This window comes from Archangium sp. Cb G35 (assembly GCF_001896145.1).
GTDB classification, from domain to species: Bacteria; Myxococcota; Myxococcia; order Myxococcales; family Myxococcaceae; genus Archangium; species Archangium violaceum.
The window spans coordinates 83113-96818 of the sequence record NZ_MPOI01000021.1 but is presented as its reverse complement, the minus strand read 5'-3'; the positions used below and the strand labels follow the sequence as shown (position 1 = coordinate 96818).

At 66.6% G+C, this 13706-nt stretch carries 10 protein-coding genes; 6 read left to right on the top strand and 4 right to left on the bottom strand.

What is annotated here, in order from left to right; all coding sequences use genetic code 11:
• Window positions 1–8 precede the first annotated feature (8 nt).
• Genes BO221_RS47350 through BO221_RS47340 form a run of 3 tightly spaced genes read left to right on the top strand, consistent with a single transcriptional unit; the run spans window position 9 to window position 5794 of the window.
• Window positions 9–1043, top strand: coding sequence for an ATP-binding protein (locus BO221_RS47350; protein WP_073567539.1), 1035 nt, complete (start codon window positions 9–11; stop codon window positions 1041–1043).
• Window positions 1030–4653, top strand: coding sequence for an AAA family ATPase (locus tag BO221_RS47345; protein ID WP_073567538.1), 3624 nt, complete (start codon window positions 1030–1032; stop codon window positions 4651–4653). Before BO221_RS47350 ends, BO221_RS47345 begins: the two co-directional genes overlap by 14 nt.
• Window positions 4654–4669: 16 nt before the next feature.
• Window positions 4670–5794 carry a trypsin-like peptidase domain-containing protein gene (locus BO221_RS47340; RefSeq protein WP_083682562.1) on the top strand — a complete coding sequence of 375 codons (1125 nt, stop codon included), beginning with the start codon at window positions 4670–4672 and terminating at the stop codon, window positions 5792–5794.
• 62 nt (window positions 5795–5856) lie between these two features.
• On the opposite strand, the gene BO221_RS47335 is transcribed toward BO221_RS47340, so the two are convergent.
• The 3 genes from BO221_RS47335 to BO221_RS47325 all read right to left on the bottom strand — a co-directional run bounded on the left by BO221_RS47335 (window position 5857) and on the right by BO221_RS47325 (window position 9263).
• On the bottom strand, window positions 5857–6330 hold the full coding sequence (locus BO221_RS47335) for an SMI1/KNR4 family protein (protein WP_073567537.1): 474 nt from the start codon (window positions 6328–6330) through the stop codon (window positions 5857–5859).
• Window positions 6331–6332: 2 nt separating this feature from the next.
• Window positions 6333–6989 (bottom strand): hypothetical protein, encoded by a 657-nt coding sequence (locus tag BO221_RS47330; protein WP_073567536.1) that lies wholly within the window; start codon window positions 6987–6989, stop codon window positions 6333–6335.
• A 375-nt stretch (window positions 6990–7364) separates the two neighbouring features.
• On the bottom strand, window positions 7365–9263 hold the full coding sequence (locus BO221_RS47325) for an ATP-binding protein (RefSeq protein WP_158080043.1): 1899 nt from the start codon (window positions 9261–9263) through the stop codon (window positions 7365–7367).
• 504 nt (window positions 9264–9767) lie between these two features.
• Between BO221_RS47325 and BO221_RS47320 the strand changes: the two genes are divergently transcribed.
• Both BO221_RS47320 and BO221_RS47315 read left to right on the top strand, forming a co-directional pair.
• On the top strand, window positions 9768–10400 hold the full coding sequence (locus tag BO221_RS47320) for a DNRLRE domain-containing protein (RefSeq protein ID WP_143196102.1): 633 nt from the start codon (window positions 9768–9770) through the stop codon (window positions 10398–10400).
• 67 nt (window positions 10401–10467) lie between these two features.
• Window positions 10468–11067 carry a 2,3-diphosphoglycerate-dependent phosphoglycerate mutase gene (locus tag BO221_RS47315; RefSeq protein WP_073567533.1) on the top strand — a complete coding sequence of 200 codons (600 nt, stop codon included), beginning with the start codon at window positions 10468–10470 and terminating at the stop codon, window positions 11065–11067.
• A 424-nt stretch (window positions 11068–11491) separates the two neighbouring features.
• Here the strand turns inward: BO221_RS47315 and BO221_RS47310 are convergent, their stop codons facing one another.
• Window positions 11492–13357: an OPT/YSL family transporter gene (locus BO221_RS47310; protein ID WP_083682560.1), complete on the bottom strand. Its 1866-nt coding sequence runs from the start codon at window positions 13355–13357 to the stop codon at window positions 11492–11494.
• 65 nt (window positions 13358–13422) lie between these two features.
• Between BO221_RS47310 and BO221_RS47305 the strand changes: the two genes are divergently transcribed.
• Window positions 13423–13695, top strand: coding sequence for a hypothetical protein (locus BO221_RS47305; RefSeq protein WP_073567532.1), 273 nt, complete (start codon window positions 13423–13425; stop codon window positions 13693–13695).
• Window positions 13696–13706: the final 11 nt, after the last annotated feature.

Genomic DNA, 13706 nt, shown 5'->3' with positions numbered 1-13706 from the left:
ACGTTCAGATGCTTCTGTCCTCGGCTCAGACCAGCGCTCTGTTCCTTCGGCTCGACGAGATCCTCAGTGGTCAGAATCCCGGGGACACCATTGGAGTCTGGCTGGGACTGCCGGTGCGCAGCAGGATCGGCATCAGGTCCTCGGTCCACGAGTACATCCACGCGCTGCTTCGGTTCCTCGACGAGGAAGGCCTCGCGCCGGAGGACCCCGCGATCCTGCGGTTGTTGCGGCTGCCCGACCTCGCTGTCTTCCCCGAGCTCCAGCAGATCCGGACCGAGCTGGAGGCCCGCAAGAAGGAGCAGACGGCGGACGATCCGTATGCCAGGTGCCAGCTCCACGTCGGCCCCTTTCTGGATCGGACACGGTTCCGCGTCGTCCTGCGCCGGTTCGTGGATCGTGTGGCCGGGCCGAGGGTGTTGGTGGTGAACGGCCCCGCGCAGAGCGGCAAGACCTACTCGAGCTGGTTCGTCAGCCACCTCAAAGACACCATGCCCTCCTTCGTCCCGTTCGCGTACGCGACCGAGAAGGGGCTCGCGGAGACCTATACGCCGGGCGACGTGGCACGGGACCTCGTCCAGCTCGCCAAGGGGCAGCCGGCCACCATGCCGCCGCAGCGGGCCCAGGAGAAGCGCTGGGCCCAGGAGCTGTGCATCTGGATTCTCTCCGCCCTCAACCGCCCCGGGCTGCCGTTCTGGCTGGTGCTCGACGGATTCCGGGACGCACCTCCAGGGACCCAGGCACTCATCCAATATCTGGCGAATCACATCTCGCAGGCACTCAACCAGACGGATGGCCGTCTCCTCCTGTTCGACTACGAGCCACGGCTGCTGGCCCCCTGCCCCGTGGAACTCGAGGAACTGCGCGCCATCGAGCCGCCGGACATCTCGGAGTACTTCCAGAGACTGCTGCCCGGGCAGGACTCCGCCATCATCCAGCGCGCGGTGACGGAGGTGCTTCAGCGCGTGACACTGCCGCCCACGGATCCGGGTTGGCAGTCCCAGGTCTCCATGGCGGTCCGGGAGGTCTCCGATGCCCTCCGCTGATCACAAGCTCACCCTGGAGGAATTGGAGCAGCGCTTCGCGAAGCTGAAGGCTCCGGCCGCCTCGAAGCAGGAGGAGGTGGTGGAGCCGCTGCGTTGGGAGTACCGCATGGCGGCCTGCGTCCTCTCGACGTTCGAGCCCACCCTGCTCCGGCCGCTCCATCCCCAGCCGGTCCGGGAGGGGGCGTTGCAGCACCTCATGGGCGACTGCGAGGCGGTGACGGCTCCAGATGGCAAGACGCGGTGGACGCTGCGCCAGGGCGTCCGCCAGGCGGCCATCGCGCGCCTTGGCTCGCGCTCGGAGCTGCTGAGCGCGCTCGCGGCCAATCCGCCCCGTGAGCCGGATCTCCTCCAGCGGATGATCTCGGACTGGCTGAAGGGCACCGCCCGGCCTCTCGAGGAGCAGGGCCTGGAGGAGCTGAGCTGCACGCTTCAAATCGTGCACTGGTTCCGGACGCTGGTGCCAGAGCTGCCTGGCCCCAGGCAGGTCCAACGGCGCCTGGAGTGGCTGCAATTCATGGCGCCGTTCCAGTATCTCGCGGGTCAGGGCTTTTGTGGCCGCCGCACCGAGCTACAGAAGCTCCGAGACTACGTGGGGGTCGTTGATGTCTCCACGTCGGAGACCGTCAGGCGGTCCCTGCTGGAGGCTTTCGGCGCCTTCTCCCGGAAGCCGCTCCTCATCCATGGTCCGGGGGGAATGGGCAAGTCCACCCTCCTGGCCCGCTTCATTCTCGAGCATGCGGAAGCCGACGAGCGAATCCCGTTCGTCTATCTCGATTTCGATGATCCGACGCTCTCTCTCGACAACCCGGTCACGTTGCTCATGGAGATCGCCCGGCAGCTGCATCTCCAGCGTCCGGAGATGGAGGTCCTCGCGCGGTTTCGCCGTCTCTGTGCGGACGTCACACCGGAGCAGGCATATCCATGGCGGCGCCTGACGGATGAGGAGCGCAAGCCAACAACCGAGGCGCTCTCCGCTCTGTTGGATCGTCTGGAGGCCGTGGATGAGCGGGCCCACCCGGATGCGGTGCAACCCGGACTCTCGCCCTGGCCTCCCTGGCAGGTCTTGACCCAGACCCTGGGCATCGCCCTGGCGACGATGCTTCGGACACAGTCGTCCCTTCGATTGCCTCGCGTCTTGCTCGTGCTCGATACGTTCGAGGAGGTGCAATTCCGTGGCATCGCTCAGGTCGAGACCCTGACGCTCTTCCTGTTGTTGCTCCAGGAGAGCTGCCCCCAGCTGCGCACGGTGCTCTGCGGCCGGGCACCCACGGAACATCTGCAGGCCGACGCACTCCCGTTGACCGAGCTCGAGCCCGAGGCCTCCCGAGAGCTGCTGCTCTTGAATGGCGTGGAGGATCGAGAGGCGATCGACGGACTCGTGAATCAACTCGGTGGGAATCCACTGACGCTCAAGTTGGCGGCGGATGTGGTGAAGCGGGAGGGCTCCAGCCGCGGCGGTATCCAGGGCCTCAAGACGCGCCGGCTCTTCTTCTTCAGTGCTCGCGAGGCGGTGATCCAGGGGCAGCTCTACCAGCGCATCCTGGGGCACATCCATGACCCGAAGGTGCGGAAGCTCGCCCATCCTGGCCTGGTGGTGCGGCGCATCACCCCGGAGATCATCGCGAAGGTGCTCGCGGGCCCCTGCGAGCTGCGCCTGGACGGGGGCGAGGAGGTGGACAGGCTCTTCGAGGAGTTCAAGCGGGAGGTGTCGCTCGTCTTCGTCGCGGCGGATCAATCCCTGCACCATCGAACCGACGTCCGCCGGGTGATGCTGGAGTCGCTCAAGGCCGAGAAACCCGCCCAGGTTCGAGAGATCCACGAGGCCGCGGTTCGCTTCTACGAAGGCCATGCGGATCCGCTCAGCCGGGCAGAGGAGATCTACCACCGGCTCGCCCTGGGGGAGCCGCCCCGGCAGGTGGAGGGGCGCTGGATGCCGGGGGTAGAGCCGTACCTGGGCAATGCGCTGGAGGAACTGCCACCAGCGGCCAGACCGTTCCTGGCATCGCGGTTGGGGCTGGAACTGCCCCCCCGCATGTGGGAGGAGGCGGAGCTGGCGGATTGGGAGCGCAACGTGGAGTCGCGCGTGCGAGGGATGCTGGCACGCGGCGATGCCCGTCATGCGCTCCAGGTGATGGGGGCTCGCAAGGAGCGCACTCCCGGGAGCCCCCTCTACGAGCTGGAAACCCAGGCGCTTCAACGGCTCGGGAAGGTGGACGAGGCGCTCGAGGTGGTGGAGGAGGGCTTGGCCGCCGCGACCCCGATGGCGGGAGCCTCTTCGGTGCCACTGCTGCTGCTCCGCGCCGAGTTGGCCACCGCCCTGCAACAGCACGAGCTCGCGGAGGAGGGCCTGCGTCACGCCGAGCAGATCGCGCGGAGGGTCGGGCGGGAGGACTTCGTGCTGCAGGTGCTCGTCGCGCGCGTGCGGATTGGAGCGAGGAGTCCAGAACAGTGGCGCGAGCGGGCAGCAGCACTCCAGGCGTTCCTGGCCGATGTTTCGGACGAGCTGCTGGCGCGACACGACCGGCTCGCGAGGCTGGCCTTCGGTCTCGTGGCGGGCAGCCAGCCCAGGCTGCTGGTCAAAGGCCTCGAGGTCGTGGGATTTGGCAAGGGCCGGACTTCGGCTCCCGATGTGCGAGATGTGCTGAGCCTGCTGCGCCGTACAGGCTGGCCCTCGGCGACACGCGCGTTCGAGGCGGGTGCGGCCGAGGACTTCTTGGTGGAGGTCCTCCATGCGAGCAACTGTCCTCCAGAGCTCGGCCCCTGGCTCGCTCGGATCTTCGTGCTCGAGGGGCTTCCCGAGGAGCCCGTACGCACCAGGCACCCAAGCCAATGGGCAGCGGTGCTCGCTGATGAGGGCTCGGAGCGGGACGAGGGATTGCCAGGCTGGATTGCCCAGGCCTACGAACCCCTCCGAGGGAAGAGCGGTGAGTCGCCGGATTCGAGCGCGCTCGCGGACAGGTCCCCCGGACGCGTCGCCCTGTCGAGGCTCGCGGTGATTCTGGAAACGATGCGGGAGGAGGATGCGGACAGAGCGAGAATCCCGCTGCTGCTGGTTCGCGCGGAGCTGGCCAGCCGCACGGGAGACATCGCGCTCGCGGAGGAGAGCCTGCTTCAGGCCGCTCGGATCGCGCAGCGCACCGGGCAGTCCGGCAGATGGCTGCAGGCGCTCACCCGCCGCGCCCAGCTCGACGCCGCGACTCCGGAACAGTGGAACGAGCGGAGGGCTTCACTTGCCCGGCTGCTGGCCGAAAACCCCGACGACGTCGCCTACAAGAATCCGCGGCTCGCACGACTGGGAATCGGGTTGGTGGCCTCGACGTATCCCAAGCTGTTGATGTGGGGACTCCAGGGCGTGGGGATCGGAGGTGACGTCCTCGTGCTCTTGCGCATCGGCGATGACATCGCACGGCTTCTGCGGCACGCGGGATGGCCCCGCGCCCAGGCCGTCTGGTATCGCCCCGCCGAGGTCGAACGGTTCCTGGCCGAGGTCCTGGCGTCCCAGGACTGCCCAGCCGATCTCCCCGCCATGATCACCCTGGCCTTCATCAAGAGTGGGACTCTCGAGCTGGACACGTTCCCCCCGCCTGGGCAGGGAGACCTCATCAAATGAACCTCGTGGGGGAATCGTGGAATTCAAATACCTGAAGCAGGACGAACTCCTCGAGCTGACGGCCGCGGCCACCAGGATGGGGCTCGTCAACCCGATGACCCAGCTGACGCTGCTGAGCAGCCTCAACCCCCAGTTCGCGGGGAGCATCCAGACGTTGGGCCTTCCGCCCTCGACGATGCTGCTCAATACCCTCAACCGGCTCAATAGCGTCGAGCGCCTGACCGATGGCTCCGTGCCACTCGAGGTCTGGCTGAAGAGCGCGGTGGCGGTCGCTGGGCCCGTCGAGGATGCGAAGCTCCTTGCCCGGGCGCTCTCCGCCATATCGCAGCGCTCATCCGGAGCTCCGCCCATCGAGCTGGAGAATGTCCCGGAGCGGAAGGAGCGGATCGTCCACCAGGACGACATGGTGTCGTTCGGGTTCTTCGCGGGAGCGGTTGCGGCGGGCGCGGCCGTGGCGCTGGTCACGGTGCCTCGCTACGACGGGAGCACGCGCCGCATGCTCGCCAGTGGAGGGGAGTACATCCACCGGGGGACGGCCTGGCTGCTCACCCCCGAGCTGGCCATCACCAACCACCACGTCCTCCATGCGCGTCAGGAGGGAGAAGCCGCCGCGACGCGCTCGGAGCTCGAGCTGCAGGCCGCGAACGCAAGCCTCGGGTTCGACTTCGACTCCAAGGCCCAGGTGCCGGTGCCGGTCGCGGTCGCGAGGCTCGAGAGCTGCGATCCAGGCCTCGATTACGCGATCCTGAGGCTCGCACAGAAGCAGTCCCGCCGGCCGCTCTCCGTGAAGACCGGCCCGGTGGCGGCGGGGACGCCGGTGAACATCATCCAGCACCCCCTCGGGCAGGAGAAGAAGGTCGCCTGTCGAAACAACCTCGTCACCGCGAGCTCCCCCTTGGAGCTTCGCTACTTCACGGACACGCAGCAGGGGTCATCCGGCGCTCCCGTGCTCGACGATACGTGGCGGGTCGTGGCCCTGCACCGGTCGTCGGTCAACGTCGAGAACGTCAGCTTCCAGGGAAAGAGCACGGCCTGGGTCAATGTGGGCGTCCCCATCGGGCGCGTGATGGAGCACCTCCGGCAGAACGCGCCCGAGGCGCTGTGGCAGGAAATCCGTCAGGCGCAGCCCGAGCTCGGCTGAGCCACAGAGCTGTCAATCGGAGTCTCCTCCGGTCTTGGAGACACTTTGGAGACGGGCCGGGTTTACTCCCCCAGCCAGTAGAGATTGCGCCGGGTCCGAAGCACCTGCTCCAGAAATTCCGAGAAGGAATTGGCGACTGGCCCACAGTACTTCGGATCGGGCCATGCCTCGTGGTAGCCATCAACGAGGGGGTAACGGCCATTCTCCTGCCGGGCCACGTCCACCAACACGTAGTTGCCGTCCTGCACGTCGCAGAGGGCGAACACCGAGGCCGGGCCCCACTGGTCGTCATCCTCGCCATAGATGGCCACCCGAGCCCGGACGATCTTCGCTAGAGGGAGAAGGCGGTAGGGGGTGTTGGGCAGCCGCTTGATCAACTCGGCCCCATTGCAGTGCAGGTAGAAGGCTCGGAGGTCGGGGTCTAGCGTCCAGCCCACCCGCCGCTCGAACGCCTCGATCTCCTCGGGCGTGGCCGGGGGATGGGGGAAGTGGTCGCGGGAGACCTCTTCGAGCAGACGGCTCATGGGTGTGGTCATCGTCAGTCCGTATAGGGCAGGTGGGGGCCCACCGTATTCCAGGGCGGCTGGCCGCCATAACAAGCGGGGTACGCCCTGTTGTAGATGTCGTGGACGCTCGGTTTCGCGGGGAAGATGTTGCTGGGGTCTGACGGGTTGCCCCCATGTTTGAGGTCCCGAATGTGATGACCCGGCCAAGATACTTCACCCTCCTCGGGCCACTTTCCGAACTTTTCGCTCCACCCCTCCCGGTAGGACTCTCGAAACTTCTCCCACTCCTTGCGGCGAGCTGCGTTTTCCACTGGTGACAGTTCGGGGTAGTTGCAGCAGCAGTGAAAGAGGCCGAAGCGGCTCCCAGCCCGAACGGGAACGGGCAAAAGGACGAGGCTTCCCTCCCAGTCGAATTTGAAGTCAGCCAGCCACATGCAGCCCTTGAGCGGATAGCCCTCAGCGGCACACTGCTTCTGGCAGTCGTTCATGAACTCCCGGCGGCATTGCCAGGGGCCATAGTAGAGCGTCGTCTTCATCCGCCCGCCCGGTACGTCCACCCAGGGCAACTCCTTCTTCGTCGCGGGTTGGGCTCCCGGCGGCGGGCGCGAAGGGCCAGACCCACCTGTTCCCTGGGTTGTCGCGCATCCGGTGAGGAGCACGAACAGCACCACCACTCCGGCCAGCTTCATGAGAATTTCCCGTGGTGATGACCAATCCCTGATGGGTTATCACTCCGGAGGAATACTCGGTGGATCTGACACCATCCGAAGCGCCTGGAGCCATGGGAAGGTCACTTTCCCGAGGATGACGACACGCGGCTCGCTCCCGTCACACAGCACCAATGTGAAGGCGCCGCGGGCTTTCCGGACGGGCATGGGGTGTCCGGCTGGGCTTGGCAGTTAGACGACTCATCAAGGCGAAATGCCGCAACGAGTCGTTTGACACTTTCCCCGCTGAAGCGACGAGACCCCGGAGAGCGCGTCCTGCTCCCGGAGTCCTTCAGTCTTGACGTGGGTGCCGTTCGTGGTCGACGGTCCTGGCTCCGCCGCATCCAACGCCGATCTTCATTCCTCGCCCTCCTTTGCCTTCCCCAGGTAGGACAATTGCTGTCGGATGATCTCGTCTTCCCGGAAGTAGCCCAGGAGAGCGACCGTCAGCACATCGGGCGTGCGAAAGCGGTTCTCACGATCAAACTTCCCCACGCTCAGGCCCTCCGTCGCGAGGAACACGCTGAGCACCGCGGTCGAGTAGACATCCCGCACCTTGCCAGCTACGTCCTCGGCGAGATGGTCTGGATATCGCGACTGCCATCGCGCGATCTGCTCCTTGATGACGAGATGCTCCTTGTTGAGTTGAATCAGGTGCTGGGTCTCGATCCACTGCGCGAGGTGATTCTCCGGGTCACCGAAATCCGTCTTCTCGCGCCACTGGACCTGGGGGAGCTGGCGAGGAGACGTCTTTCGCCGCGCGTTCTTCTGATCGATCCCTTCCGCGAGCGCCTCGATGGGCGTCTTCTCCACGGGGTCATGTGCCCGGCTGTCACCCTGCTCGCTCGGCGTTCTGCCCTCACGAGCGTCGACCACCAGACCCACCCCCCCGGAGATGGGCAGATTGACGTCCACGGACTCGTCGCCCCCTCCTTCCACCGTCGACAACTTCCGTTGCTTGAACTTCTTGCCCCAGAGGTTCAGATACTGTGACAGCCGCCCCATCAGTCTCGATGTGATGTTCGAATCATCCTTCTGATCACCAAAGGCCTCGGCCAGTGCCTGGCGAATCGCCTCGGGCATGTGCTTGGAGAACTCAGCCAACCAGTCGTTCGTGGGCACGGACCGGTCGGGTGTCCCTGCGTACTTCAGCGCGCTACGCGCGCTCTCCGGATACACACCCGGTACCTTCGGTGGAGCATCAACCGGGGGCTCGAGGACGACCCACAGCCTGGTTCGCACGGCCTGGGGAGTCACACCCATGGTTCGGTAGAACGCATGATGCGACGTCACGTGGTAGAGCTCGTCCTTGTAGAGGATGCCGATGAAGCTCGTGCTGGGGCCCTGCGCCTGATCAGGCATATCGCCGTGCTTCAAGAAGAACCAATGCACGCGCGTGCCGTCCTGGAGGGGCACGGTGCCTGACAAGACCTCCGCCCTTCCCTTCCTGCGCGCCTGCGTGATGTGTACCCGGCTCCCGTACAGCGTGATATAGGCGCCCCTTCGAAAATCATCGTCGAGCGCGAGCCGGCCCGCGCGCGCATCATGGGGCCACTTGCTCCTGTCGCGATCATTCAAGAATCGATTGACGGTGACCTCGGCTCCTTCCGGGAGCACCCAGAACCGCTGGTTCAAGTAGTGGATGAGGTTCCTCGACGCACCGTGCTCACTCGGACGATTGGGGTCACCCTCGACGGTGTCATCCTTCGCCGAGCCGCCGAGCAGGACGATGACGGTTCCGTGGTCCTCGATGAAGTCAGGCTTGACCTTGCTCCAGTCGCAACCATGCTCGGGGTCGTCGAATGGCTCGACGACGTTGTCGTCCCCATACTCCTCGAAACTGCGCAGACCGTACTCACCACTTTGTGGACTCTTCTGGATCCAGATCATGGAGGCCTTGCCATCGACCCAGGAGACGATGACGAGTCCGTAGGGATTCCAGGGCATGAGCGAGATCTTGGCCCCAATGCCAAAATTGTCATGCTCGCCACCGATCCGCTTCTCACCATTGCCGGCATACGAGAAGTACTCGTAGAGCTGCTTCTCCGTCATGCCCTTGCCGTTGTCGGCGATGAGCCTCCGATAGACTCCGCGGCGCTCGACGGCCTGATACTCGACACCGAAATGAACCTTCGTCGCCCCAGCCTCGAGTGCGTTCTTCAAAGTCTCCCGAGCCCACTGGAATGCCTGGCATTCATTGTAGGCTCGGTTGATGAAGTGTTGAACCTCTTTGTACTGCACTGGCCGAAACGCCATTCTTTTCCTCCCCCGAAGTGATGCGTCCCGAAGCGACAACGGCATCCTGCCGACCGTGCGGAGGACACGACCGTGGACGACATCAAGGCCCCAGAGTAACCGCTTTGACCGCGACCTCCACTACCCCGCAAGAGGTAGAGCCCGGGCGGGGCAACGAGGCGTCTTCACGGAGTGGGAGCCGGGTGAGTCCGCCAGACAAGCGCGCCGAGCCCCTGCGTGAGAAAAGCCCAGCAACCCCTTGAGATTGCCAGGCTTCCCAGGTTGTCCCCGACGGGACTCGAACACCCGTCAGGTGCCCCACACGGGCCTGCCCCGAGGGGCGGGAGCAGGCACCGCCACGCCTCACGGTGCTCCCACGTCCGCTCTCCGAGGGCAACGCGCCTTCCCGAAGTGAGCGCGCCACCACCCCACGCGCACGGGGTTTCGCGGACGATTCGGGGTTGTCTGGCCCCTTCCTCCTGGCATCCCCGGTGCACGGCTGGCCCCTGGGAAGCAGGGGGGAACATGAAGCAAGGTGTGCACTGGAGTGTCAGGGGTGTTGCCGGATGGGCCGCGCTGATGCTGCTCGCCCGGTGCGGCGGGGAGACGAGCGATATGGCGGGGAGCTCGCGGTGCCAGGAGTCCTCGGCCCTGGAGCCGCGGCAGGTGGACCTCGCTCCCACGGACGACGCGTATGTGCAGGAGGGGCAGGAGCAGCCCCTCTTCGGCGCCGAGCGCAAGCTGGTGGCGGACAATCTCTCGCGGCGCTCGGCCTTCCTGCGCTTCGAGGTGCCCGCACAGCCGGGCCCGGTGCGACGGGCCACGCTGCGCCTCTACGCCATGGACGGCAGCACGGATGGGCCCAAGCTGTACCCGGCCACCACGGCCTGGAGCGAGGACAGCCTCACGTGGAGCCAACAGCCCTCGGTGACGGGCGGCCCCCTGGGTGACGTGGGCGACGTGCCCCATGGCAGTTGGGTGGAGTACGACGTGACCTCCTTCGTGACGGGCAGCGGGCCCTACGGCTTCGCGCTCATCACCGAGTCCCGTAACGGCGTGGACTTCGCCTCCAAGGAGCACGTGCGCCTCGAATGGGCACCCCGGCTCACCCTGTCGGTGGAGGCCCCCGCCTCGGAGGATTGCGCCGCCCATCCATGAGAGGGTTTACAACGGGGTTTACAGCAGGGTTTACACGCCCGCCCGGGTTGAAGTAGGGGGCGTGCATATGCCCATCCTCGCTCTCGTCCGACACGGACAGTCCCTGTGGAACCATGAGAACCGCTTCACCGGCTTCGTGGACGTGCCCCTGACGGAGAAGGGCCGTGCCGAGGCCCGCCAGGCCGCCGAGTCCCTCAAGAGCCTCAAGTTCGACGTGGCCTACACCTCGGCCCTCACCCGCGCCCAGGAGACGCTCGCCATCATCCTCGAGTCGCTCGGCCAGCGCATCCCCGTCATCCGCGACGCCTCCCTCAACGAGCGCCACTACGGCGACCTCCAGGGCCTCAACAAGGAAGACGCCGCCAAGCGCTGGGGCGATGACCAGGTGAAGAAGTGGCGCCGCTCCTATGACATCCCGCCCCCCAACGGCGAGTCCCTGGAGATGACGGCCAAGCGCGTGCTGCCCTTCTACGAGCGCGCCATCAGCGGCGACCTGCGCCAGGGCAAGAACGTGCTCGTGGTCGCCCACGGCAACTCCAACCGCTCCCTGGTGATGAAGCTCGACAAGCTCACCGGCGAGCAGGTCGTGGGCGTGGAGCTCGCCACCGGCGTGCCGCTCGTCTACGAGATGTCCGCCGAGTGCGAAGTGCTCAGCAAGCGCTCCTGAGCCCGCGCTCCAAAAAAAACGGGGAGGAGCCGCCCCCAAGCAGCTCCTCCCCACTGCACTACCCCCGGTACTACCCCCGAAGAAGCAACGACCCGTCCAACCCTTCCGTACTGCTCCCCCCAACCCCCCCAACCCCTACCCGCCGCCCTCGACCGACCCGCCCGTCCTGCCCCACCCGCCCGTCCCAACCCCACCCAACCCGTCCTGCCCCACCCGCCTTACGTGGATGAGATAGAGCATTCCGCGTGCCAGCGGATTTCCGGGGGCTGGTGCTTGTGATTTCAGGGGGTTGGCGAGACCTGCACTCCGGGACGAGGCAAGAGTCGGTAAGAAGTACATCGGTAGGAGTTACAAAAGGGGGGTCCGGGCCCGTACACCCTCACCCCGGCCCTCTCCCAGAGGGAGAGGGAGTGGGAGTGGGCGCTCACCCGAGCAGCGCGAGCAGTCCGGCCAGTCCCACGAAGAGGAAGTAGAGCGACTCGCCAGCGATGAGCCCGCCGCCCACCAGCGAGGTCGTGCTCATGTCCTCCGGCAACGCCTCGCCCTCTCCGGGCGAGCCCGCCGCGTGCGGCGCCGCCTTCTTCGTCAGCGTGTTCCACAGCGAGGACAGGACGCCGCCCGCGCCGAACCAGAGCGCCGCCGGCAGGTTCACGAAGCCGCCGAAGGACGAGGCATACGGGCTCGACAGCAGCACCGCGTCCATCGTCCAGCCCACCGCGTAGCCCGCCCGCGAGCCCTTCAGGAAGGCCTGGTAGCGCGCGTGGCGCTTGAGCAGCTTGCGCGCCACCTCGATGACGAAGCCCAGCACCAGGCCGAAGAGCAGCGCCTTCACCGTGTGCTCCGACAGCGAGCCCAGGCTGCGGATGGCGCCCACGAACTTGTAGGTCATCGCCGAGCTCCACTGCCCCACCGGAGCCCCTGGGTTGTCCAGTTGGTTGATGGCCAGCACCGGATAGGCGCTCATGAAGACACGCGCCAGTCCCACGCACAGCACCGCGCCCATGACGATGCCAATCACCTGGTAGCGGAATTGAATGGTGCGGTCCGTCCCCAGCCGCCAGCCCGTGGAGCGGTCCTGCTGCATATCACAGCCCACCGAGGTGGAGATGAGCAGGATGCTCGCGGCCATCACGCCCACCAGCGGGTTCTTCAGCCCCAGCAGCGACATCAACAGCACCGAGATGACGAAGGCGCTGGAGATGGGATTCTGGTCCGTGATGCCGTAGGCGATGCCGTTGACGAGCACGAAGAGCAGCGACAGCCCCAGGCCGAAGAGGATGAAGCCCAGGGGCTGCTCCAGCAGCCGCGTGGCCACCACCACCACCGCCACCGCCCAGAAGCCCACCCAGCCGAACAGCTTCGGCAGGCTCACCTGCTTCCACGCGGGCACCTCGTCGGCCGCCACCTTCGCCCGGTTGCGCACCCGGTCCACCGCCTGCACCGCCAGCAGCGACAGGTCCACCACCGCCGCGCCGCAGATCATCGCCAGGCCAATGAGGAAGCCAATCTTGCGGAACGGCTCGTCCGCCCCCAGCCAGCCGATGCTCCGCAGGTACGGGGTGAAGGCATAACCGATGAGGCCTCCCACCACGGCCGGCACGGTGATGCGGCTGCCCACCACCATGCCCGCGCCAATGGTGGACGCGCTCAGGCCCGAGGCCCCCACCGCCGCCACGCGCTCGGTGAGCGCCGCCACCCCCGCGCCCAGCCCCGTGCCTCCGCCCAGCTTGGCGATGGAAGCCTTCAGCAGCCGCTTGTCCGTGAGCGCTCGCAGGATGTTGGCCACCGCGTAGCCCGACGGGTAGTCCAGCTGCAACCGGTCCACCAGCAGCGGCGTGTAGAGCATGCCCACGCCCACGCCGAACATGCCCACGCACCCCACGAAGAGCATCAGGTGCCAGGCCGGCGGCTGCGGCATGCCCAGCCACACCATGGCCTGGATGAGCACGGACATGGCGCACATGGAGGCCACCGACGCGGCCATCGTCTGCATGTAGTTGGCGCCGTGCTTGCCCTCGGGGCCGTAGCCGTAGGTGACGGCGCTGCCGAGGATGCCGGCCAGCACCTGCCCGCCCACGAAGAAGCCCAGGCTGAAGTTCATGTACGAGGCGGCGATGCCTCCCAGCGGCCCGAGAATGAAGATGGCCACCGCGCTCAGCAGCAGGTGGAACTTCCACGTGCCCGGCGTGGGCAACCAACCGAAGCGCGGGGCACCGCCCTCGGGTGAGCCCACCGCGTGGGGCGAGGCCGGAGGCGGAGAGGACGGAGACGGAGAGAGGGGCTGAGCCATGGATGACGTAGGGTACCGGCCTCCGAGGGCCCCTCCAACCCTGGCCCTTCCGAGGAGAGCGACACATGAAGACCGAGACCCGCCGCAACCTCCTGCTCGCACTCGTATTCCTGGCCGGCTGCGCCGCCTCGCGCGTGCAGTGGGTCCCCCCCGCGCTCGCCCAGACGGACACCAGCACCCCGCGCTGGGACTACTTCTGTGTGAAACCGGAGGTCGGGGTGCTCGGCCTGCCGGCGGAAGACGTCACCGCGCTGCTCAAGACCGTGGGCCAGCAAGGCTGGGAGCTCGTCACCGTCGACGCGGCCGCGAACTACTGCCTCAAGCGCCCCCTGCGCTGAGCCCGCGCGGC

Excerpts from the sequence above, each read along its gene's own strand:
- BO221_RS47330 (WP_073567536.1), bottom strand. The coding sequence starts at position 6,989 with ATGAAGCTGGCCGGAGTGGTGGTGCTGTTCGTGCTCCTCACCGGATGC.
- BO221_RS47335 (WP_073567537.1), bottom strand. The coding sequence starts at position 6,330 with ATGACCACACCCATGAGCCGTCTGCTCGAAGAGGTCTCCCGCGACCAC.
- BO221_RS47350 (WP_073567539.1), top strand. The coding sequence starts at position 9 with ATGCTTCTGTCCTCGGCTCAGACCAGCGCTCTGTTCCTTCGGCTCGAC.
- BO221_RS47325 (WP_158080043.1), bottom strand. The coding sequence starts at position 9,263 with ATGGCGTTTCGGCCAGTGCAGTACAAAGAGGTTCAACACTTCATCAAC.
- BO221_RS47310 (WP_083682560.1), bottom strand. The coding sequence starts at position 13,357 with ATGGCTCAGCCCCTCTCTCCGTCTCCGTCCTCTCCGCCTCCGGCCTCG.
- BO221_RS47345 (WP_073567538.1), top strand. The coding sequence starts at position 1,030 with ATGCCCTCCGCTGATCACAAGCTCACCCTGGAGGAATTGGAGCAGCGC.
- BO221_RS47305 (WP_073567532.1), top strand. The coding sequence starts at position 13,423 with ATGAAGACCGAGACCCGCCGCAACCTCCTGCTCGCACTCGTATTCCTG.
- BO221_RS47315 (WP_073567533.1), top strand. The coding sequence starts at position 10,468 with ATGCCCATCCTCGCTCTCGTCCGACACGGACAGTCCCTGTGGAACCAT.
- BO221_RS47320 (WP_143196102.1), top strand. The coding sequence starts at position 9,768 with ATGAAGCAAGGTGTGCACTGGAGTGTCAGGGGTGTTGCCGGATGGGCC.